This window comes from Frankia sp. CcI49 (assembly GCF_001983215.1).
Lineage (GTDB): Bacteria > Actinomycetota > Actinomycetes > Frankiales > Frankiaceae > Parafrankia > Parafrankia irregularis.
On the sequence record NZ_MOWP01000035.1, the window covers coordinates 111,105 to 132,537 of the forward strand.

19 protein-coding genes and 3 pseudogenes are annotated in these 21,433 nt (G+C 70.7%); 13 read left to right on the forward strand and 9 right to left on the reverse strand.

What is annotated here, in order from left to right:
* Positions 1-83 precede the first annotated feature (83 nt).
* The 4 genes from CcI49_RS30925 to CcI49_RS30940 form a co-directional block, all read right to left on the reverse strand.
* On the reverse strand, positions 84-332 hold the full coding sequence (locus tag CcI49_RS30925) for a hypothetical protein (protein WP_241840339.1): 249 nt from the start codon (positions 330-332) through the stop codon (positions 84-86).
* A gap of 319 nt (positions 333-651) precedes the next feature.
* Positions 652-1,323: a response regulator transcription factor gene (locus CcI49_RS30930; RefSeq protein WP_054568117.1), complete on the reverse strand. Its 672-nt coding sequence runs from the start codon at positions 1,321-1,323 to the stop codon at positions 652-654.
* Positions 1,313-2,146 carry a class I SAM-dependent methyltransferase gene (locus CcI49_RS30935; RefSeq protein ID WP_076832421.1) on the reverse strand — a complete coding sequence of 278 codons (834 nt, stop codon included), beginning with the start codon at positions 2,144-2,146 and terminating at the stop codon, positions 1,313-1,315. The genes CcI49_RS30930 and CcI49_RS30935 overlap by 11 nt, the downstream gene beginning before the upstream one ends.
* Before the next feature lie 9 nt (positions 2,147-2,155).
* On the reverse strand, positions 2,156-3,457 hold the full coding sequence (locus tag CcI49_RS30940; protein ID WP_076832424.1) for a histidine kinase: 1,302 nt from the start codon (positions 3,455-3,457) through the stop codon (positions 2,156-2,158).
* A 110-nt stretch (positions 3,458-3,567) separates the two neighbouring features.
* On the opposite strand from CcI49_RS30940, the gene CcI49_RS30945 reads away from it, so the two are divergent.
* Together CcI49_RS30945 and CcI49_RS30950 are read left to right on the forward strand one after the other, a co-directional pair.
* On the forward strand, positions 3,568-4,539 hold the full coding sequence (locus CcI49_RS30945; RefSeq protein ID WP_054568120.1) for an ATP-binding cassette domain-containing protein: 972 nt from the start codon (positions 3,568-3,570) through the stop codon (positions 4,537-4,539).
* On the forward strand, positions 4,536-5,288 hold the full coding sequence (locus CcI49_RS30950; RefSeq protein ID WP_054568121.1) for an ABC transporter permease subunit: 753 nt from the start codon (positions 4,536-4,538) through the stop codon (positions 5,286-5,288). The genes CcI49_RS30945 and CcI49_RS30950 overlap by 4 nt, the downstream gene beginning before the upstream one ends.
* 43 nt (positions 5,289-5,331) lie before the next feature.
* On the opposite strand, the gene CcI49_RS30955 is transcribed toward CcI49_RS30950, so the two are convergent.
* Positions 5,332-8,295 (reverse strand): AAA family ATPase, encoded by a 2,964-nt coding sequence (locus CcI49_RS30955; RefSeq protein WP_076832427.1) that lies wholly within the window; start codon positions 8,293-8,295, stop codon positions 5,332-5,334.
* Between the two features lie 148 nt (positions 8,296-8,443).
* On the opposite strand from CcI49_RS30955, the gene CcI49_RS30960 reads away from it, so the two are divergent.
* From CcI49_RS30960 to CcI49_RS43730, 4 genes are all read left to right on the forward strand, one after another.
* Positions 8,444-8,746: a hypothetical protein gene (locus CcI49_RS30960; RefSeq protein ID WP_076832430.1), complete on the forward strand. Its 303-nt coding sequence runs from the start codon at positions 8,444-8,446 to the stop codon at positions 8,744-8,746.
* On the forward strand, positions 8,743-9,372 hold the full coding sequence (locus CcI49_RS30965; protein ID WP_054568549.1) for a peptidoglycan-binding domain-containing protein: 630 nt from the start codon (positions 8,743-8,745) through the stop codon (positions 9,370-9,372). The genes CcI49_RS30960 and CcI49_RS30965 overlap by 4 nt, the downstream gene beginning before the upstream one ends.
* 233 nt (positions 9,373-9,605) lie before the next feature.
* Positions 9,606-10,877, forward strand: coding sequence for a malic enzyme-like protein (locus tag CcI49_RS30970; protein WP_076832434.1), 1,272 nt, complete (start codon positions 9,606-9,608; stop codon positions 10,875-10,877).
* Positions 10,878-10,885: 8 nt separating this feature from the next.
* On the forward strand, positions 10,886-10,993 hold the full coding sequence (locus tag CcI49_RS43730; RefSeq protein ID WP_235498083.1) for a WD40 repeat domain-containing protein: 108 nt from the start codon (positions 10,886-10,888) through the stop codon (positions 10,991-10,993).
* Here the strand turns inward: CcI49_RS43730 and CcI49_RS30975 are convergent.
* The gene (locus CcI49_RS30975; RefSeq protein ID WP_076832440.1) at positions 10,990-11,580 is read right to left on the reverse strand and encodes a TetR/AcrR family transcriptional regulator; all 591 of its coding nucleotides are present in this window, start codon (positions 11,578-11,580) and stop codon (positions 10,990-10,992) included. The genes CcI49_RS43730 and CcI49_RS30975 overlap by 4 nt on opposite strands.
* Positions 11,581-11,682: 102 nt before the next feature.
* On the opposite strand from CcI49_RS30975, the gene CcI49_RS30980 reads away from it, so the two are divergent.
* Complete coding sequence (locus tag CcI49_RS30980; protein WP_076832444.1) at positions 11,683-12,642, forward strand: NADP-dependent oxidoreductase; 960 nt, start codon at positions 11,683-11,685, stop codon at positions 12,640-12,642.
* A 39-nt stretch (positions 12,643-12,681) separates the two neighbouring features.
* Here CcI49_RS30980 and CcI49_RS43735 read toward each other — a convergent pair whose 3' ends face one another.
* Positions 12,682-12,840 carry a sigma factor-like helix-turn-helix DNA-binding protein gene (locus CcI49_RS43735; protein ID WP_347280155.1) on the reverse strand — a complete coding sequence of 53 codons (159 nt, stop codon included), beginning with the start codon at positions 12,838-12,840 and terminating at the stop codon, positions 12,682-12,684.
* A 43-nt stretch (positions 12,841-12,883) separates the two neighbouring features.
* Between CcI49_RS43735 and CcI49_RS44575 the strand changes: the two genes are divergently transcribed.
* A complete protein-coding gene (locus CcI49_RS44575; protein ID WP_347280152.1) occupies positions 12,884-13,261 on the forward strand; it encodes a hypothetical protein in 378 nt (125 codons plus the stop codon).
* 18 nt (positions 13,262-13,279) lie between these two features.
* The gene (locus tag CcI49_RS44580; RefSeq protein ID WP_347280153.1) at positions 13,280-13,708 is read left to right on the forward strand and encodes a 2-phosphosulfolactate phosphatase; all 429 of its coding nucleotides are present in this window, start codon (positions 13,280-13,282) and stop codon (positions 13,706-13,708) included.
* 170 nt (positions 13,709-13,878) lie between these two features.
* Here CcI49_RS44580 and CcI49_RS30995 read toward each other — a convergent pair whose 3' ends face one another.
* Positions 13,879-15,096, reverse strand: a complete 1,218-nt coding sequence (locus tag CcI49_RS30995; protein ID WP_076832447.1) for a PucR family transcriptional regulator — start codon at positions 15,094-15,096, stop codon at positions 13,879-13,881.
* A 293-nt stretch (positions 15,097-15,389) separates the two neighbouring features.
* Between CcI49_RS30995 and CcI49_RS44585 the strand changes: the two are divergent.
* The 4 genes and pseudogenes from CcI49_RS44585 to CcI49_RS40085 all read left to right on the forward strand — a co-directional run.
* Positions 15,390-16,880 (forward strand): annotated as a pseudogene (locus CcI49_RS44585) (NAD(P)/FAD-dependent oxidoreductase); the annotation flags it as partial.
* 291 nt (positions 16,881-17,171) lie between these two features.
* Positions 17,172-18,143: pseudogene (locus tag CcI49_RS44590) on the forward strand (alpha/beta fold hydrolase); the annotation flags it as partial.
* Complete coding sequence (locus tag CcI49_RS31005; protein ID WP_054568131.1) at positions 18,140-18,997, forward strand: SDR family oxidoreductase; 858 nt, start codon at positions 18,140-18,142, stop codon at positions 18,995-18,997. The pseudogene CcI49_RS44590 and the gene CcI49_RS31005, both read left to right, overlap by 4 nt.
* A 212-nt stretch (positions 18,998-19,209) precedes the next feature.
* Positions 19,210-20,658, forward strand: a complete 1,449-nt coding sequence (locus tag CcI49_RS40085) for an SDR family NAD(P)-dependent oxidoreductase (RefSeq protein WP_083749829.1) — start codon at positions 19,210-19,212, stop codon at positions 20,656-20,658.
* A 201-nt stretch (positions 20,659-20,859) separates the two neighbouring features.
* Here CcI49_RS40085 and CcI49_RS44595 read toward each other — a convergent pair.
* A pseudogene (locus CcI49_RS44595) lies at positions 20,860-21,381 on the reverse strand (alkaline phosphatase family protein); the annotation flags it as partial.
* Positions 21,382-21,433: the final 52 nt, after the last annotated feature.

The window sequence follows — 21,433 nt, forward strand, 5'->3', positions numbered from 1 at the left end:
TCATGATCTTGTCGACGACTTTCTTGGGGCCCACCGCCCCCGCTCCTGATCCCCCAATCGATGCCGGTGGCGGTCAGCTCAGCTCAGCCCGAGACAGGAAAAGGTTCTCCCTGATCACGTTGAACTGCGCGCCGCACGAGCGGTACATCAGGCGCCGGTATCCCGAGCTCCAGTCGTCCTGACGTCGACTGGCAGACCACGATCCTGAACAGATCCGCCTTGATCTTGAAACTCTCCGCGCCCCGGACCTCGCGCACCTGCTCGACGTCGAGCCGGGACGGCAGGCGGGTCACCTGGTTACGACGCCAGTAGTAGAAGGACCGCCACGTCAACGTTCTCCCGTCGAGGATCAGAACCCCGAAAGACCAACGAGATGGCATCGTGTCCGCGGTGCCGCGGAGAAAACATGAGACAGCCACGGGATTTCCGACGAGCAGGCCGGCGTCCATCTCGGCTGTGAGCCGACTGACGGCATCCGGGTCGGGTGGTCTCAACAGTCCACGGAGAACGTCGAGGGCGGTCCGGCTGCCAGGTGATCGTCGGGTGCGGGACACGAGTGAAATGATGGCCCATCGCGCCGTGGTCCGGAGAGGGACGAAGACGCCTACGCCTGACGGTGGCCTGGATGATCGCGTCACCGGCGCTGGACGGTCAGGGGTTGCCGGAGCTCACGAATCCGGATTCGTAGGCGATGATGACCGCCTGGGTGCGGTCACGGGCGCCGAGCTTGGCGAGCACGCTGCTCACGTGGGTTTTGACGGTCTGGGCGCCGAGGTACAACCGGCTGGCGATCTCGTTGTTGGACAGTCCTTCGCTGATCAGTCGAAGTACTTCGGACTCCCGATCGGTGAGCGCGGCCCGTCGCATCGTCTCGTGGGCCACCCGGTTCCGTCGGCTTCCTGCCATGTGTCGGATTGCTTCGGGAAACAGCAGGATGTCGCTGCAGGCAATCGTTCGGACGGCCTGGATGATCTCTTCCGGCCGGGCTCGTTTGAGCAGGAACCCACTGGCCCCACCACGGAGCGCCTCGTAGACGTAGTCGTCCATCTCGAAGGTGGTCAGCACCAGGATCTTCGGAGGCTCGGCGACTTCTTTGAGGATTTCCCGAATGGCGGCGAGACCGTCGACCTTCGGCATCCGCACATCCATGATGACGACGTCCGGGTTTGTCTCCCGGATCAGTGGCACGACCTGCGAGCCGTCGGCGGCCTCCCCGACGACGACGATCTCGCCGCGCGACTCCAGGATGGCCCGCAGACCCACCCGCACCAGCTCTTCGTCGTCCACGAGGAGCACTGAGACCTGGGTGTGGCTACTGGGCATGTTCGGTACTCGCTGGCGGGTTCTGGCTCCGCTCGTTATCCACAGCCGATTCGTCGACCGAGCCCGCGGCCGGCGGCGGCACATCGAGGACGAAGAACAGGAAGGTGGTTTTGGTCGAAAGATCGTGGAAGCCGTCGGGGAACAGCTCACGGGCGGCCGGGTCGGGCTGCGGCTCGCTGATGGCGGAAAGGCGGAAGCCGGCGGTGGTGAAGGCATCGGTCATCGCATGCAGCGGCTTGCGCCAGAACCTCATCGGGACGGACCGGCCGTTGAGCATCCAGTTGAAGTCATAACCGGTGGTCGCAAAGTAGTCAGGCCGAGGCTTGCTGATCATGTAGGCGACGAAAGGATGGTCCACCGACGCGATCAGTCGGCCGCCGGGCCTGAGCACTCGCCGCATCTCGGCCAGCGTCGGCCCCCAGTCCTCCAGGTAGTGCAGCACCAGTGACGCGACCACGTCGTCGAACGCTCCGTCGGCGAACGGCAGACGGTCGCGCAGGTCGACCAGGTGCAGGGCCAGGTCGTCACCCAGGCGCCGCCTGGCCAACGCCAGCATTTCGGCGCTGGCGTCGATGCCGGTGACGACCGCACCGCGATCGCGCAGAGCAGCAGACAGGGGCCCGGTGCCACAGCCGGCGTCCAGGATCCGACGGCCGGCCACGTCTCCGGCGAGGGCCAACATCGCGGGGCGCTCGTAGTACGCATTCACGAGACTGTTCTCGGTCTCCGCCGAGTAGGCCTGCGCAAAGCTGTCGTAGTCATTTACCCGGGTCGAATCTGCAGACTGGGTGAGATGCTCAGGCGCATCGGCTGCTCGGTCCACCGATGCAGCCTAATAGGTCAGGTCGATTGGTGGAGCACAACCTGCACCGCCGCCGGGCGAGCTACTCGGAGACGCCCCGTCCCTGCGAACGGCCTGAACGTTGAATCCCAGGCTCAGAGGGAGCCTGGCTTCGAGGATCCAGTTGTCGCCCTGGGGCTTCGCGCTGAAATCACCGCCGAGGAGAATGGCCCGTTCCCTCGCGCCTCGCAGGCCTTTTCCGCCCTGCCTCGGTGGACCGGCGGACCTGGCGGGAAGCAGACTGACGACACGCAGCTCCAGGTAGACGTCGTCGACAGTGACATCGATCGTCACCGGGCCGCCCGGCGCATGCCGCAGCACATTGGTCACCGCCTCCTGCAGGATCCGGTAGGCCTCCCGCGACACGACGCCGGGGACGCCGCCGATCCGTGGGCTGATATCAGCCAGGATCGGAGTGCCTGCGGTTCGCGCGTTGTCCAGCAGGGTGTCGAGCTCCGCGAGCGTCGGACGGGCTCGCGGCCCGTCCTGGGCGTCGCGAAGGACTGCCAGTGTCCGCTCAAGATCGCCCAGGGCACGCCGCCCGGTATCCTCGATCACCRCCAGGGCACGGTGGACGAACTCGGGATCGGTCGCCGCAAGCCCCCTCGCCGCACCGGCCTGCAGGATGGTCAGGGTGAGTGCATGGCCGATGGAGTCGTGCAGCTCCGCGGCGAGCCGGTTGCGTTCCAGAAGCTGCTCGGCCCGGTGCTCAACCTCCGCCAGCCGCTCCGCCGCAGATGGGCCGAGCAGAGCGCGGGCCGCTCGGGTCTGAAACACACCGGCCGCGGCGACCGCCCCCAGCAGAGCGAGGATCAGGGGCGGTACCAGGAACGGGCCCAGCAGAAGGCCGCCCCCGGCCAGTACCCGGATTCCGTTGACCTGCAGCGGCTCCGGCCGAAAAGGGGCGAGCGCGAGCTGACCGGCGAGGAGGACGGAGTTGACCGTCAGCGCGAGAACGGCGACTCCGAGCCAGACACGGAAGAACAGCCAGAGCCCGGTCCGCACGCGGTCGGACCGGGCACGTGACGGGGAGAGACTGATCGCGCTGCTTTCCGACGGCCTCAGAAGCCACCGTGCCTGAACGCCCTCGGCATGCCTGGTCGCCGGCACGAGTGCGGTCAGCGCCAGCACCGGCAGCGGGGAGATCAGGCAGGCGATCAGGGTACGTGACAGGGACTCGTCGAAGCCTGGGGCCACCATGACGCACATGCCGGCGAAGACCCCGCCCATGGCCAGATGCAGCCAGCGCGTGAAGACCGCGGGCCGCAACACGGCGGAGACGAAGATCGGCACTGCCCCATGATGCCCACAGCCACCCCAGGAGCGCCTCCCCCACGAGAGGGAGCCTGCACTCGGACCGCGGGGGGATTCGCTCGCAGCCCGCCAGAGCGCTTACTAGAACCATGACGACCGAGGAGGACCGACCGGCCCGGGTGGGCATCGACGTCCGGGATCTCAGCAAGCGCTATGGGGCGACCGTTGCCGTGGAGCAGCTCACCTTTCGGGTCGAACCCGGTCGTGTCACCGGCTTCCTCGGGCCCAACGGGGCCGGAAAGTCGACGACCATGCGCATGATGATCGGTCTCGACCGGCCGACCGGAGGCGAGGTGCTCATCGGCGGCCGGTCCTACCGGCAGATCCGGGAACCGCTGCAGGAGGTCGGCGCACTCCTCGATCCGTCCGCGGTGCACCCGGGGCGGCGGGCTCGTGACCAGTTGCTGGTCCTGGCCAGGAGCAACAGGATCCCGGACAGGCGGGTGGACGAGATGCTCGACCGAGTGGGCCTGGCCGGCGCGGCGGGACGCCGGCTCGGCGAGTTCTCGCTGGGAATGCGTCAGCGGCTCGGGCTCGCGGCCGCGCTGCTGGGCGATCCTCGGGTGCTCATCCTGGACGAGCCGCTGAACGGCCTCGACCCCGAGGGCATCCAGGGGGTCCGGGGCCTGCTGAGGGAACTCGCCGAGGGCGGCAGGGTGGTCCTGGTCTCCAGCCATCTCATGAACGAGATAGCGGTGACCGCCGATCATCTGGTCGTCATCGGCAGGGGCCGGCTCCTGGCGGACGTCAGCATGACCGAGTTCGGTGCCCGGTACAGCCGCGGTCGAGTCCGCCTGCGCACGACCAGGCCGGACCGGCTGGGCAGGGCGCTCAGCGCCGAGGGGCTCACCCTCGCACCGGCGAAGGGCGGGGCGTGGGAGGTGGCCGATGCTCGGCCGGACCACGTCGGCGCGGTCGCCGCGCGCGAAGGGGTGCCGCTTCAGGAGCTTGCGCCGCACAGCGACTCCCTGGAGGAGGCGTTCCTACGCCTGACCACGCACTCAGGCGACTTCAAAGCTGCGTTCACCGCCGATGCCGGGCGAAAGGGTGCGCCGGTATGACCCTGCAACCGGTGCTGTATTCGGAATGGACCAAGATCCGGTCCGTACGGTCACTCGTCTCGTCCCTGGCGCTGTCCGTTGTGATCCTCATGGGCCTCGGTGCCTTCGCATGCGGGGCTTACGGCGACGCCGAGGCCGCCGCAGCGGACTATGACCCACTGGCGATTGGTTTCTGGAGCCTGAACTTCGCCCAGATCTCGCTGGCTGTCTTCGCGATGCTGTCCCTCGGCGGCGAATACGAGAAGGGCACCATCACCACCTCGCTTACGGCCGTTCCCCAACGAACCCACTTCTACCTGGGAAAGCTCGTGACCAACGCCGGCCTGGCACTGGCAGTCGCCCTCCCGGCCGCACCGCTGACGTTCTTCCTGACCCAGGGGCTGCTCGGCGAGCACGGGGTTTCCCTCGGTGATCCCGGCACCGTGCGCGCCGTGATCTCGCTGATCCTCTACTTTCCGCTGCTAACCCTGCTGTGCATGGGTCTTGCCGCGATGACCCGTTCCCTGGCAGCGACGCTGGGCCTGCTCCTGCCGTTCCTCTTCCTGCTGTCACCGTTGAGCATGGAGGTCCCCGGCCTGTGGAAGATCACCCAGTTCCTGCCGGACCGGGCCGGGCTGTACGCGATCCTGAGCTCGCGGGCGGACCCTGATGTCCTCTACAACCCATGGCTGGGCCCGCCGATCACAGCCGTCTGGGCAGCGGCTGCGGTCGTCGGCGGCTGGCAGACGCTACGCAGCCGTGACGCGTAGCGGCACCTGGAATGACAACAGACATCATCCAGCAGCTGAATGCCTACGGTGTGAGGGCTCGGGTCAGGATGCTGGCAGCGGCCGCCCGGGAGGGCACTCCGAGTTTCGCGAAGATGCGGGTGAGATGGTGTTCGATCGTCTTTTCGCTCAGGAAGAGGGCGGCGGCGATCTCCCGGTTGCTTTTTCCGGAGCGGACGAGTCTCGCGACATCCAGTTCACGATCGGTGAAGGCCGCGACCTGGGCGGCGGTCCGGCCATCGGCTGCGATCCGGCGGCCATTGTTCGTAGCCCGTCCACCACCAGCGGGCCGGCGGCGACGTTCGCGCTGCCCGAGGCGGCGCAGCTCACGACCGGCCTGCTGCTGGTAGCCGTAGGCGCCGAACCGGGACAGATCCGCCTCGGCGTCGGTGAGCTCCGCGACGGCCAGGGCCGTCTCACCGGCGGCGGCAAGCGCCCGTCCCACCACTATCCGGGTTCTCGCCTGTTCGACAGGGTTGCCGGCCAGGCCCAGCAGCGCGGCGGATTCCTGGGCGAGTTTCACCGCCGCCGCGGCCTCACCCATCGCGAGGCAGACGCCGGCCCGGGCGCGGCTCGCCCAGCCGGCTCGTCCGGGCAGGCCCAGGTTGTTCGCGCTCTGCGCGGATCGTTCGGCCCAGCGACCGGCGGCGTCAACCCGTCCGCGGGCAAGCTCCGCCCGGGTCAGGACCTCGTACCAGTAGGGGCAGTCCGGGAGTTCGGCTCTCGGTAGCTGAGGTCCGCCGCCCGTCGCGAGCACCAGATCGACACAGCCGTGGGGATCTCCGGCTTCCAGCTGCGCCTCGGCGAGGAAGAGCCCGGCGGCTGTGGTCGTCAGGTGCGCGGAGCTGTCGATGGTCTGCAGCGCCCGTTGGCCGTAGCGCACCGCCGCGGCGAAGTCGCCGGCGACGGTCGCGGCGTAGCAGCGCAGCCCCGCGGCCCAGACGTAGGTCTCCTTGACCGCGGTGAGATGGGCGACCTCGATCGCGTCGTCGTACGTGCTGATCGCGCCCGGCACGTCGCCCTTCCACTGCAACGAGTAGCCCAGCGCGGTCAGCACGGCGGTGAGCAGATGGCCCTGCCCGGTCGTCTGGGCGATCTGGAGGGCTCGGTGGCAGTGCTCGATCGCGTCGTCGACCCGCTCGCTCAGGGCCTCCGCGAACGCGAGCCAGGTGAGGGCGTCGACTCGCGGGGACAGCCGATCATCGCCGAGGCCGGCGAGTATGCCGCGGGCCGTGTCGATGGCCTCGAAGGCGGCACCGGTGCTACCCATCCGCCATTCGCCCAGCGACAGCAGGCCGAGCGCGGCAACGGTCAGCGCCGGGTCGTCGGCGTGGACGCCACCGGCGAGCGCGTTACGGGCCCAGGTCCGCGGGGCGGTCTGATCGTCGCTCCAGGTGAGGATCCCGCCGATGGCCAGTCGCAGCTGGCAGGCTTCCGCCGAGCCGGGGTCGGCGATCTGGTCGAGGGTCTCGTGCAGGATGGCCAGTGCCTCGGTGTGCCGCCGGAGCAGGTAGTCCAGGCCCGCGCACGCCACGACCACGGCCACCCGCGACGTCCTGTCCGGCGCGGCCAGCTCCAGTGCCGCCCGCAGGCAGTCGCGGCTTTCCTCCAGCCGGCCCGCGGCCCGAAGGCTGTCCGCCGCGGCCAGCAGAAGATCGCGGCGGTGGTCGGATGTCCGAGCCGTCTCGGGGATCAGCCGCAACGCCGCCTGGAACCACCCGGCTGACGTCGCGGGATCCCGCGAGGCCACCTCCTGCCCCGCTCGGGTCAGCAGCTCGACGGCGTCGCGGTCGCCGGGCCGCGCGGACGGTTCGATGTGATGCGCAAGCACGGCGGAGGAAGCGCCCCACGCTGCCAGCACCTCGGCGGCACGCGCGTGGGCGCCGAGGCGCCATCCGGCTCCGGCGGCCTGATAGGCGGCCCGGCGCACGATCGGATGGCGGAACCGGAACTGGCGCGCCGGCGCGATGGGCTGGACGAGTGTGTGGGCCAGCAGTTCGTCGAGGGCGGCAAGCGCATCGTCGTCGTCGAGATCAGCGGCGATGGCGGCGAGATCCACCCCGAAGGGGTCCCCGATGACCGCGGCGCCGTCCAGCAGCCTTCGGGCCCGCGGGCTCAGCGCGCTCAGTTCGCCGGCGATGGCCTCACGTACCGCCGGGGGGACGGGGTCCGCGTAAGCGGCGGCGTCCACCTCCGGCCGGTGCGGCAGGATGGCCGCCGCGCCGGACGACTCACCTGACGCGCGGGCCAGTTCCAGAAGGTAGAAGGGGTTCCCGCCGCTGTCCCGGTAGATCCGGCGCCGCGCCCTCGGATGCAGGTCGGGCCGGAACAGACCACCCGCCTCCTGCTCGCTCAGAGGGGCGATGTCGAGACGGCGGGCGCTCCCGTCCCTGACCGCGGTGGCCAGCTCGGTCGCGAGCGGCGGGGGGACCTCCTCCTGGCGGAAGGCCATGGCGAGCAGCAGCCGTTCACGGACCGGATGGCGCAGCAGGTAGGACAGCATCTGCGCCGAGGCCGGATCGGCCCAGTGCATGTCGTCCAGAGCCAGCAGTACGGGACGGGCCTCGCTCAACGCCCGCAGCAGGGCCCGTAACGCCCAGTGACCGCGATGCCGTTCCTCCCGCAGCCGCGACGGATGCGTCTCCTCGCCCGCCCCCCAGGAGGGGAGAATCCGAGCGAGCTCGCGGTCGGCTTCCCGGGGAAGTGCCACACCGGACGTGCCGACCGCGACGACGTGATCGTCGAGGGCGTCGACGACGAGCCCGAACATGCGGTCGCGCTCGTACTCCGTCGCCCGGCCGTACAGGGTCAGGGCGCCCGCGGCCCGCGCGCGAACGACAAGCTCGCGTAACAACCGAGTCTTGCCGATACCCGGCTCACCGGCCAGGAGCAGTACTCCCGACCGGCCCTCGCTCAGAGACTGAACTGCCTGCTCAACCGCGCCGAGCTCACGCTCACGCCCCACAGGAACGGCCGCCCCCGCCGACATGACCCCTATTATCGTCGATGCAACCCCCCATTCCCTCAGGGTCAGGGAATCCGGATTCGGGGGCACGTGTTCGGGATTTTCCCGATGTCGCCGGCAGGCGAAACACCGACGATCCGGCTATGCAGCCAAGCGCAGCGGGAGCCGCGTCATGACGCCCCGCAAGGCGGATTTCCTGCCCGGGAGGTGGCTGCGCCTGGGAGCCGCAGCGGCGGAGGCCGTGGCGAGGGTCGGCGTTCCCGCCGGTTTCGGCGTTCCCGCCGGTTTCGGCGTTCCCGCCGGTTTCGGCACCGGGTTCCTCGTCTCCCCCTGGCTGCTGTCGGCCGACAAGGGCATCCGGATCTCGGCGATCGTCGAGAAAGTACGCATGATCGCGCGCGCCGCCCCGGAAACGGCCGGCGTCGACGCGAACCCCCTGCTCACCGAGTTCCTCGACATCGGATGGACGCGATGACCGACCAGTTCAAAGCCCTGTTGACAGACGTGCGGATCGGCGGGCACCCGGACTTCGACCGGGTCGTGATCGAATGGGACGGCCCTCGACCCACTGTGGACGTCAGGTACGTGCCGGAGGTGTTCCAGGACGGATCCGGCGACCGGATCCCGCTGAAGGGGCGCGCTTTCCTGCACGTGACACTGCGGCCCGCCGACGTCACGGACGACCTCGGCAACCCGACGGTGACGCTCGCGCCGCCAGCCTTCCATGATCTCGCCGCGCTGCGGGAAGTGACGCAACCCGACTACTTCGAGGGAATCGCCAGCTGGGGCATCGGGGTCGCGGCCCAAACACCGTTCGAGGTCCGGCCGTTCGAATCGCCTTCCCGGATCGCGATCGACATCACCCACACCCCACCGGGTACCGGCAACCAGCTCCTGCAGGTCGGTGCCCTCGGCGCCGCGGTGGCGACCTGGCAGTGGCGGCTACGCCTGGCCCTGCACCGGGACCTGACGGTCGACGAGGCGTTCGGGCCGATCACCCAGGCCGCGACCCGCGACTTCCAGAGCAGCCACGGGCTTGTGGTCGACGGCGTCGTGGGCCCGGCGACGCGGGCACGGATGCGAAGCGCCCTCAGTCTCTGAACCGTGCGCTGCCCAGGGAGCAGGCGAATCCCTGGGCACCACCATCCCTGGGCACCCCCGGCCTGGGCAGCGCCATATCTGTGCACCACCCGCTGGTCATCAGCCACGAGGCGACCCCGGAGCGCTCTGGCACGCCGACTGCTTGCTGCCCTCGGCAACTTCGTAGATTCTGTAAGGATGCCGGACGGCCAGGTGGGAGATGCGGCCCGACGGATCCTGACACAGGTGGCGCCATGACGCCCCACGGGTCGGCCGCGGTCAGTGCGGCGTTCGGTGTCGCGGTGTACGTGTCCGCGCAGGCGCGGCCGGCGGTGGACGCGGTCCTCGCCCGAAACCCGGGCATGGCGGTCATCCAGGCGGACGAGCCCGGCCCGGACGGCTGCCGGCGGATCATCGTGGACGCCGACAGCGGGCCGACATTGTCCTGGCTGGTGGAGGCCCTCCGGGAAACGCTGGGCGCTGACCTGCTCCGGACCGAGGACCCGGTGTTCACGGTCGCCTCGACGGGGAAGCTGGGCCAGCAGCTGCGGGCGTCGACCGCGACCGGGCGGGACCTGGCGTTGCTGGATGCCGACGCGGACCGCCGGGTGATCCGTCATCTGGTCGCCCATCCGGGGCACGTCGACAGGTTCAGCGGCCGGGCCCGCCGAGTCGCGCTGCTCAGCGACGCCAGCGCGGTGCTGGACTTCGAGTCGTTGCCGGCGGAGGCGGCGCTGCCAGCCGTCGAGTCGCAGGCAGCCCACCTGCACCGGGAGACCGGTCTGGACGTGGTGCCGATTCCACTGTCGGCCTGTGGCCCGGACGAGCTCGCCGCGATGATCCGCATGATGGCGCCGGGGTTCGGTGCGTCGGTGCTGGTCCACACGCACGTCCGGCACATCGACGCCGTCCGCGCCACGCTGCGGGCCGCGCCCGCGCCGCAACCCGCATCGCACCCCGTACCGCACCCGGTACTGCTGGACGCGATCAACGACGGTCTCGCCGTGGCGGCCGCGGCGGCCGCTCTGAACCATCTGCGGCGCCGGGGCGTCGACCCCCGCCACGCCCGGGTGGCAGTCGTCGATCCGCAGCGCGGCGGGGATCTCGCCGGTCTCCTGCTGGCCGCCGGGATCCGCGACCTGATGCTGTACGACCCGGTCGCCTACGGGGTGACACTGCTGCACGAGCTCGCGGGCCGTCTCGATCTCCTCGTCGACCTGATCGGCCTGGCTGCGCCGCCGGAAGGCCCCGCGCTGCTGCGGGTCCGTCCCGAATCACCGCCCCTGCTCCCGCAGGCGACGGACGGGCCACGGCCCCTGCACGCGCTGCCCGGCCTGCTGCGCGCCGCGGTCACCGCCCACTGCCCGATCAACATGGCCGCCCGGGTCGCCGCGGTCCACGCCATCGCCGCCCAGGCCCCCTTCGGCGCGCTGCTCCCGCGGCCGGACCATCCCCGGCTCGCCCCCGCCGTCGCCGACGCCGCCCTGCCGGCACTCACCGACACCGACACCGATTCCGCTACCTGACGGTGGCGGTGGAGCCGTTCTGGGGGCACGCCGGTGCGGTGTCCGCGGTGGCGGTGACACCCGACGGGCATTCGGTCGTCAGCGGGGGCAAGGACGACGGCACGGTCCGGGTCTAGCCTCCCGCCGGTCTCTTCAGGCCGTCGATGACGACGTCGAGCAGGAGGGCGGTGCGGCCCCGGAAGGCCGCGTGTTCGGCCATCGACGCGACCGCTCCCACCAGCGCGAAGACGTCCGGGCCGGTGATGTCAGCCCGGACGGCGCCGGCCTGCTGGGCGTTCTCGACCAGGCCGGCGCCCGCGTTCTGCAGTGCGGAGCAGGAGGCAAAAAGCGCCGATGTCGGGTCCTGCAGGGTCGCGACCAGCGAGGCCGGTAGACCGCGGTAGACACTGGCGCCGGTGGCGAGCTCGTGGAGCCACCTGGTGAGGGCCTGTTCGGGTGGGTGGGTCGCGCGCAGGCTGCCGGCGAGCTCGACGAGCCGTTCGAAACCCTGGCGCAGCAGCGTTTCCAGGAGCACCTCGCGGGTCGGGAAATGCCGATAGAGGGTGCCCAGACCGACGTCGGCGCGACGGGCGACGTCGCGTAGGGACGCCTGCACGCCCTGCTCCTCCAGCACGACCGCCGCGGTGGCGAGGATGTGGTCGTAGTTGCGGCGGGCGTCCGCGCGCCGGTCACGGTGACCGGGCGAGTCCGGTCCAGCGCTCATGCCGTCCGCCGAGGTTGAAATCGGAGCAGTGCTCCGTCTAGCATCCGGAGCACTGCTCCGGAATGTGGTGACCTTCGCCTGACGATCAGGAGACGACCTCGCATGAAAACCATCCTCGTGCACCGCCCCGGCCCGCCCCGCGAGCTCCAGCTTGCCGACGTCGGCCGTCCAGAGCCCGGCCCGGGTGAGGTCCTCGTGCGGGTGCACGCCGCCGGGGTGAACCCGCCGGACTGGTACGCGCGGTCCGGGCTCGCCGCGATCCCCGCGGAGCTTCGACCCGTCGTCCCGTTCCCGTTCACGCCGGGGACGGACGTGTCCGGCGTCGTCACGGCCACCGGGCCCGGCGTCACCGCCTGGGCGGTGGGGGACGAGGTCTTCGGGCTGCTGCGCTTCCCCACCGCGATAGGCGCGGCGAAAGGCTACGCCGAGTACACGACCGCACCGGCCACGGAGCTCGCGCGCAAGCCGGCCGGAGTCAGCCACATCGAGGCCGCGGCGGTCCCGATGGCGGGTCTCACGGCCTGGCAGTTCATCCGGGAGCACGCTCGGGTGAGCCCCGGGAGCACCGTGCTGGTCAACGGCGCCGCCGGGGGCGTCGGGCACCTCCTCGTCCAGTTCCTGCGCGTTCTCGGCGCCCGGGTGATCGCCGTCGCGTCGACGCGGCACGAGGAGCTCCTGCGTCGGCTGGATGTCGACGAGTACATCGACTACACGACAACCCAGGCCACGGACGTCGTGAAGGACGTCGACGTCCTGTTCGACACCGTCGGAGGGCCGGACGCCCACCGCCTCACCCCCGCGATCAGGGACGGTGGCGTGCTCAGCCCGGTGTTCTACGGCGACTTCGGCGAGGAGGAGCTGGCCCGGCGCGGCGTCGTGATTCGCAGCGGCCAGGTCCGCTCCGCCGGTGACCAGCTGGCGGAGATCGCCGCCCTCCTCGACGCCGGTGCCGTTCGGGTCGGCATCGACAGCGTCTTCCCGCTCGCCGAAGCCTGGCGGGCACACGAGCGGGCCGAGCAGGGCCACATCCAGGGGAAGATCGTCCTGGCGGTGGCCGAGTAACGCCTGACGCCTCAGACGCCAGACGCCAGAGGTCAGGCGTCAGGCGTCCAGCGGGCGGCGGAGACGGGTGCGGGCGCGGCGCAGGCGTTGCCGGACGGCCGCCGGGGTGATCCGCAGAACGCCGGCGATCTCGTCCGTGGTCAGGCCATCCCAGCAGGAGAGGGTGAGAACCAGCCGGTCGGACTCGCTGAGCCGCAGCCCTCAGCGGCATGGCCCGATCTGGGGATGTCACCATCGCAGCGTGGTTGTGCATGCCGGCGCAGTGGCCGGGGCGGATGTCTTCACCAACCAGCGCGAGTACCCGCTCAGGTTCGGGTGGGGCGGCGAAGATCTCGCGGTGCTTGCCCGGGCTGGATGTGTCCTTGTCGTCGTCGACGTCCTGAGGTTCAGCACGGCGGTGTCGGTCGCCGTCGCACGCGGTGCCCGAGTGTGGCCTTATCGCTGGCGCGATGCGTCCGCGCGTGGGTTCGCCGTGGAGCATGGCGCGGCGCTGGCAGGTAGCCGGGATGATCCGTCCAGCCGGTGGTCGCTGTCGCCGGCGAGGCTGACCGCCATCCCGGCCGGTACGCGGCTGGTGCTGACGTCGCCGAACGGGGCGACGCTGTCGGCACGGGCCTAGGAGCTGGGTGCCGCCGCCGTGATCGCCGGCTGTCTGCGCAACGCGGCTGCGGTCGGCGGGTGGCTCGCCGAGCGGATCAGCGCAGGGCAGGCCGTGGCGGTCATCGCGGCCGGGGAACGTTGGCCGGATCCGTCCGGCACCCCGCACCTGGGTCCGTTGCGGCCGGCGGTGGAGGACCTGCTCGGCGCCGGCGGCATCATCGCGCGCACCGTTGACGCGGGGGGACTACCGACGTCCGCGGTGTCACCCGAGGCACGGGCGGCGATGGCGGCGTTCCGCGCCGCGGTGGGCGACCTGCCCGGCGAGCTGATGGCCTCGGCCTCCGGCCAGGAACTGCGGGCCCGAGGCTGGGATGACGACGTGCTGTGCGCGGCACATGCCGACACCGACGACGTGGTGCCCATCCTGCGCGACGGCGCCTACGAGCGCAGCGCCGTGGACGTCTGAGCTGCCGCGATCGGCGCCGGCGCGGGATCGGCCCGCGGCAGGCTCGTCGCCGGCAGATCTGCCGCGAAAGGTCCGAACCAGCCCGGGTGCGAGCGCCCGGCCCGCCCCGAGTTCCGTGCCTGTCTCGTCCGGGCGGTCAGGGTCCCGGCGGTCGTCAGGTTCCGCGGCGGTCAGGTGCCGGTGTGCCAGTGCTGGATCTCCAGTGCGGCGGCGACCGGGATGAGGTTGTCGGCGAGTGGCACCGGCAGCAGGCGCTCGGCGCGGGCGAGCCGGCGCAGCAGAGTGTTGCGGTGGGTGTAGAGCCGGGCCGCGGCGGCGGTGGCGTTGCAGCCGGCGGCGACGAACGTGCGTACCGCCTCGCGAAGCTCGGGCGGGGCGGTGGCGAGATCCCCGAGGGCGCCGGCGACGAACTGGTCGGCGCGTTCGCGGTCGGCGGTGAGCAGCGCGACGAGCTCCACATCGGCGTAGGTGGCGATCTGGCGGGGGGCGCCCAGCCGGGCCAGCATCCGCTGCACGGTGAGGGCGTCATGATGACTGCGCCGGAACCCGTCGAGATCGACCCGGCGGCGGCCGATCGCAATGCGGGCGGCCGGGATCTCGGCGGCTGTGGCGTGCAGCCGAGCGAGGTCCGGCTCACCGTGGACCCAGACCCAGCGGGTCGCGGCGCTGGCGAGCACGGTCAGTGGCCGGGGGTCGCCGGCGGCCACAGCAAGCAGGTCGGCGGCCCGGTCGAGAGCGGCGAGGTCGATGTCGGGGTCGTCGCTCCAGATGACGGCCGCCCAGTGCGCGCCTTCGAGGCGATAGCCCAGCCGCTGCTGCGCACGCTGCGGGGACAGCGGTGCCCCGTCCAGCAGCAGGGTGACGGCCTCGCGGCGCTCGGCGTGGGTGCCGTGGGTGAGGTCGGCGCGTTCCCGGTCCATCTGGGCGGCGATCGCGTCGACGGTGTCCTCGATGTAGGTGGCGATCGAGCGGCAGGAGACGTCCAGCAGGACCTGCAGCTCCTCCGGGTCGGAGGTGAGGGTGAACACGATCTCGATCCAGTAGCGCAGGGCGACGCTCTGCCCGGATCGGTAGGCGCCGAGCATCGCGTCGTCCAGGCCGCGGCGGACCAGGTCGCGGGCTACCGCGAGCGGCACATCTCCCAGGTCGGCGGGTACCCGCTCCCCCGGGGCACGGATGTTGGCCGCCGCCCAGTAGCGCAGGTTCGAGCGGTTGCTGCGCCGGATCGCCGCGGCGAGGACCGGGTCCTCGGCGACCTGCTGGCGGGCCGGCCCGGCCAGGGTCGCCGCGTCGAGCTCGTCGAGCCACTCCGGCTTGGGATGCAGCACCAGCTCGGCGCCGCGGCGTAGCAGCTCGCGGATCCGGCTGGGCGGAAGGTCCCAGGACACGACCCGAACCTACGGCAGGCAGTGCAATCTGCACCAGTTTCCGTCCAGGATGGTGCACTGCATCCCTGGCGGATCGCACGCGACGGCGACACCATAAGTCCCCATACGGTGCTTGATGCCGGCTGGGAGGTCACCGAATGTCGCCGAACCCCGACTCCGCCGCGCACGCCCGCGGCTCTGCCGAGCGCACGCGCAGCCTCCCCGAGCACATCGGTCTCCCCGAGCAAGTCGGTCTCCCCGAGCAAGTCGGCCTTCCCGAGCAGGCCAGGCTTCCCGAGCACGTCGACGTCCTCATCGTCGGGGCGGGGATCTCCGGTATCGGCGCCGCGTACTACCTGCAGCGGGACCATCCTCGGCGCAGCTACGCGATCGTGGAGGCACGCGGGGCGATCGGCGGCACCTGGGACCTGTTCCGGTACCCGGGTATCCGCTCCGACTCCGACCTGCACACGTTCGGCTACGAGTTCAAGCCGTGGCGTGGCGACGGATCACTCGCCGGTGGCGACGAGATCCTCACCTACCTTCACGAGACCGCGGCCGAGTTCGACATCGCGAGCCGGATCCACCTTCGGACGAAGGTCGTCGGCGCCTCCTGGTCGTCCCCCGACGCGCGCTGGACCGTCGAGGTCGAGGTCGGCGACGACAACGGCGGCGGCGGTGAAAGCGGCGGTGGATCACTCGGCGGCGACGGTGAAAGCGGCCGGTCCGGGACCCGCCGGACGCTGACCTGCTCCTGGCTGTTGTCCGCGACCGGCTACTACCGCTACGACGAGGGCTACACCCCGCGGTTCGAAGGCCGGGAACGGTTCCGCGGGCAGATCGTCCACCCCCAGCGCTGGCCGGCGGATCTCGACTGCACCGGGAAACGGGTCGTGGTGGTCGGCAGTGGTGCGACGGCGGTGACGCTGGTCCCGGCGCTGGCCGCCACCGCGAAGCACGTGACCATGCTGCAGCGGACGCCCACCTACATCCTGCCGATGGCCAGCAAAGACGTGCTGTCCATCGGGCTGCGGCGCGCGGTCGGCGCGGAGCGCGCGCACGCGATCATCCGCCCCCTCTACATTTTTCGCCAGCAGGCGATCTGGCGTTTCTGCCGGCGGTATCCGACGGCGGCCCGCCGCGTCCTCCGCCGGCTGACCAGGATGCTGCTGCCCGCCGGTTATCCGGTCGACGAGCATTTCAACCCRCCGTATGACCCGTGGGATCAGCGGCTGTGTATCGCCCCCGGTGCCGATCTTTTCCGGACGATCGGCCGCGGCGCGGCCTCGGTCGTCACCGACCGGATCACCGAGTTCACCGAGGACGGTGTGCTGCTGGAATCCGGCCGGGAGCTGGCGGCGGATGTCATCGTCACCGCGACCGGGCTGAACCTGAAGTCGCTCGGCGACGTGAGCCTGGCTGTCGACGGGGAGCCGGTGCGGCTGCCGTCCACCGTCTCCTACAAGGGCCTCATGCTTTCCGGCGTGCCGAACTTCGCCTACCTGGTCGGCTATACGAACTCCTCCTGGACGCTCAAGGTCGGCCTGCTCGCACAGCACCTGTGCCGGCTGCTGGCCCATATGGACGCGAACGGCTACGACACGGCCTGCCCGGCGGTCACCGGCCCAGCACTGAGCACCCAGCCGTTCCTCGATTTCGGCGCCGGCTACATCCGGCGTTCCATCGACGAGCTGCCCCGGCAGGGCGACCGGGCACCGTGGCGGACGTCGTTCGACTACTTCGGGGATGTCAGGCTGCTGCGGCGGATGCCGGTAGAGGACGACGAGCTGCGGTTCACCCGAGCCCGGCAGGCCCCGACCCCGACCCCGGGCCCGGTCCCGACACCGGCCCCGACGCTGACACCGGCCTCGGCACTGACAGCAGCCCCGGCATCGGCACCGGCCTCCGCTGGGCAGGACGAGCGGTTCTGCGACCTGCCCAGCGGGATGCGGCTTTGCTATCGGATCGACGAGCCGGACCAGTCCGACCGGTCTGACCGGTCCGACCAGAGCAGCCAGAGCGGGCAGACCGGCCAGAGCGGGCAGCGCAGCCAGACCGGCCGGAGCGATCCGGGTGGCGCGGTCCCGGTGCTGTTGATCGCCGGGCTCAGCCTCGACCTGGCGTCCTGGCCGGAGTCGATGGTGGCCGGCCTGGTGTCCAGCGGCCTGCGGGTCATCCGGTTCGACAATCGTGACGTCGGTCGGACGACGTTCCCCACCGCGTCACCATCGCCGCCTCCGCCGGGCCGGGCCCGGCTGCTGCTGGCCCGGCCCCGCCCCGACGCCTACAGCCTGGCCGCCATGGTCGAGGACACGGTGGGGCTGCTCGACCAGCTCGGCGTCGCCCGCGCCCATGTCGTCGGCATGTCGATGGGCGGCATGATCGCCCAGTCGCTCGCCGCCCGCCACGGGGAGCGGGTCGCCACCCTCACCTCGATCTTCTCCACCACGGGGGCGCGTCAGGTCGGGCAGCCGGCCCGGTCGACGCTGCGGCTGATGGCCAGGCGCCCGGCCCGCGACCGCGAGGAGGCCGTGGCCCACCACCTGGCGCTGCTCGGGCATATCGGGTCGACCACCTACCCGCCCGATGTGGACGTCGAATCCGACTGGGCCGCCCGGGCCTGGGACCGCGGGCCGGGCCCGCGGGGACGGGCCGGGGTCGCCCGGCAGATCGGCGCGATCCAGGCCTCGGGCAACCGCACCGCCTCGCTCGCCGCCGTCACCGCGCCCACCCTGGTCATCCATGGCGACGCCGATCTGATGGTTCATCCCAGCGGCGGCCGGGCCACCGCGGCGGCGATCACGGGAGCGCGACACGTCGAGATCACCGGTCTGCGCCATCACCTCGCACCGGGCGTCGTCGACCAGCTCGTCGAGCTCATCACCGACCACACCAACGCCGACCCCACCAGCACAGCCCCCACCAGCACAGCCCGCACCGGCACAGCCCGCCCGGCCGGCGACGCCCCGGCGGCCGGCGACGCCCCGGCGGCTGGCAATGCCCCGGCGGCTGGCAATGCCCGAACCGCCCGGTCGGGAGCGGCCCAGCACGGAGGAGAAGCACGCTGACCACCTTCCACAGCAGGGTCGCCGTCGTCACCGGCGCCGCGTCGGGTATCGGCCGTGCCCTCGCCTTGGGCCTCGCCAGCCGGGGCGCCCGGCTGGCCTTGGCGGACGTCGACGACGCCGGCCTCGCCGAGACCGCCGACCTGGTCAAGGCGTCCGCCGGTGCCGACGTGCCCGACCTGCACACCAGCCACCTCGACGTCAGTGACCGTGCCGCGGTGGAGGTCTTCGCCACCGAGGTCAACGCCCGCTTCGGGACCGTCCACCAGCTCTACAACAATGCCGGGATCGCCGGCGCCGGTACCACGATCCTCGACTCCGACTGGACGGTCTTCGAGCGCGTCCTGTCCGTGAACCTGTGGGGTGTGCTGCACGGCACCAAGGCGTTCCTGCCGTATCTGATCGCCTCCGGCGACGGCCATGTCATCAACATCTCGAGCCTGAACGGATTCATGGCCCAGCCCGAGCTCGGCCCCTACTGCACCTCGAAGTTCGGGGTACGGGGCTTTACCGAGACCCTGCGCATCGAGATGCTGCAGGGAAACCATCCGGTGCGGGTCACCGTCGTCCACCCAGGCGGGGTGAGGACCAACATCGCCACCGCCGCGCTCGAGGAGGCGCGGCGCCGGGACCTGGAGATCACCGACGAGCAGCTTCAACGTGCCCGACTTTACAACGAAAAGCTGCTGAGGCTTCCCGCGGAGAAGGCCGCGACCACGATTCTGCGGGGCGTCGAGGCGAACCGACCGCGTATCCTCGTGGGCACCGACGCCAAGATCACTGATGCCGTGGTGCGGCTTTTGCCGCGGCAGTACCCGGCGCTGGCGCACCGTCTCCTGCGCCGCGCGCTCCGCTAGCGACCCGCCGGGAATTCCGCGCCGCCGCACGACGCCAGCAACTATCACCGATAGGCGCAAACGGGGCGCGTGATCACCTGACGATCCGCAAGAAGTGAAGGTTTTGGTTGTCCTCGCAGCCGAAATCCTCACTTCTTGCTCCGGCGACAGTGGAAGCCTTCCGCGGGTATCCGCCGCCGCGCGGAAACGCCAGCCCTCCCTACCATGGCACTGTGGGGCGACACGCGTTCCGGCTGAGGCGGCTGCGCACGGACACCGAACTGGCCGAATTCACCGCACACTATGCCCGATATTCTGGATATTCCGTCGAAATCGAATATCTGCGCCTTGCGCGCGTCTTCGCCACCTTCGACGGCCCCGACCTCGTCGGCGGCTTCGTACTGAACGTGACTCCCCCCTTCCGTACTCTCACCCGAATTCCGCAGCCAGCGCGGGCCCGCTGCGAGATGGAGATCGACGAAACAGACACCCAGGAGTTCACCTGCGCCTGGCTCGCGCCGTCCCTGCGCCGGAGCTGGCGTTCCCTCCTGTTCTGGGCCCATGTGCTGCACCAGGGCGGAAAGGCCGGCAGACACAGTGTCATCATGGGCACCGAGGTTCCCGCGCTGCGCGACTTCTACCACCACAGCAGGCCGCGGCCGTTATACGTCGGGCCGGTCGTGGTCGACGGCGTCGAGAAGACCGGATGGGTTTACCAGACGACGCTCGAAAAGCGCTATTTCGGCATTCTGCGGATAGTGCGGCACAGGCTGGGCAGGGCACTGAGAGAGCGGCTGGGCCTGCCCGCCAGGAGACCAGGGCCACGGACCGAGGGGCGGATGCCGGTGCGGATGCGGGTGYGGGCGCCGTTGCGGATGTCGGCGGCCGGCAAGGCCGTTCTCGCCCAGGCGGCCGACGGCGGGTGGGCACTGGTGACAGGCGCGTCGTCGGGGATCGGTCGGGCCTATGCCGAAGCTCTCGCCGCCCTCGGCGTGGATCTGATCCTGACCAGCGACGACGCCGAGAACCTGGTCCGGGTGGCCGCCGCGCTGCGCGCCGAACACGGCGTCCGGGCGGTCGCTCATCCCCTGGACCTGGCCGATCCCTCCTTCGTCGACAAGCTGCCGGGCCTTGTCGACGGGCGGCGTGTGGACGTGCTGGTCAACAGCGCCGGAATCGGCATCAAGGGACCGTTCACCGCCGCGGACAACGCCGCGTACACGGATCTGGTCCACCTCAACATGCTGGCTCCGGCGCTGCTGACCCGAGCTGTCCTGCCCTCGATGCTCGGTCGCGGCCGCGGTGCCGTGATCCACATCGCCTCGGTGAACGCCCTGGCACCAATCGGGCACAGCGCCGTCTATTCGGCGGGGAAGGCGTTTCTGCTCTCGTATGCGACGGCTGTATGGCACGAGAACCGTGACAGCGGTGTGCTGTTCCAGACCGTACTGCCCGGAACGACGGCCACGCCCTTTCAGGCACGCTCCGGAAGCACCCGCCTGCCACCGTGGACGCTGACTCCGGAGGTCGTCGCCGCCGGTTCACTGGCCACCCTGGGCCGGGATCTCGTCCACGTTCCCGGACTGATCAACCGTACCTACCGAGTCGTCGGCGCGGTTCTTCCCCTGCGCACGAAAACGGCTGCGGCGACCGCCGTCATGCGCCGCAGCCTCGGAGTCTGACAGCCGACCGGCGGGCGGGGAGAGACACACCCGCCGGCCGTACTCGCCGTGGATCCAGTCGTCCCACTCGTCGGAGTCGGCGACGGCGAAGACGTCCCGCATGCGGACGGCGTTCTCCCGCGCCTGGCTGGCCTGGGCGCGCGACCAGATGTTCTGCGTCGTGAACGTCCAGCCCTTCCGCTCCTCGACGCCGCCCGACGGCAGGCGGGAGTTGTCGACGCTCCAGCCAGCCGGCGGGGTGTGCGTGAAGCCCTTGACCGAGCTGGGGATGAGCAGCTCGCCGCTGCGGGTGCTCAGTGCCGGGCGCAGGGGATCGAAGGCGTCGGAGGCACGGCTGCCCAGCGGCACGCCGTCGAGGCCCCAGGACGGGTCGATCGTGACGCCCATCCGGGCCAGGGCGGTGGCGCTCGCGTCCACGAGCTGGGCGTCGTAACGGTAGCTGGCGGGGACGCCGTCACCGGCGACGATCACGTAGCTGGAACGTTCGCCGATGGTCGCGCCGCCGTGGCCACCGATCGGCAGGTGGCCGTGGTCGGCGCTGACGATGATGGTCCACTGCTCGCTCGCACGGGTCGGGCGGGCCTCGACGGCGGCGATCAGCTGGCCGAGCCGGGTGTCGGCGGCCTCGATGGCCTCGGTGAACTGCGAGCTGATCGCACCGTAGGTGTGGCCCGCGTGGTCATCGTGTGTGCGACTCCGAATCGGGTCGGTTTCCGGGGGCAGTCACCCTCGGCCGCCACCCTGTCGGTCGATGCGCCGCGTCACAACGAAAGAC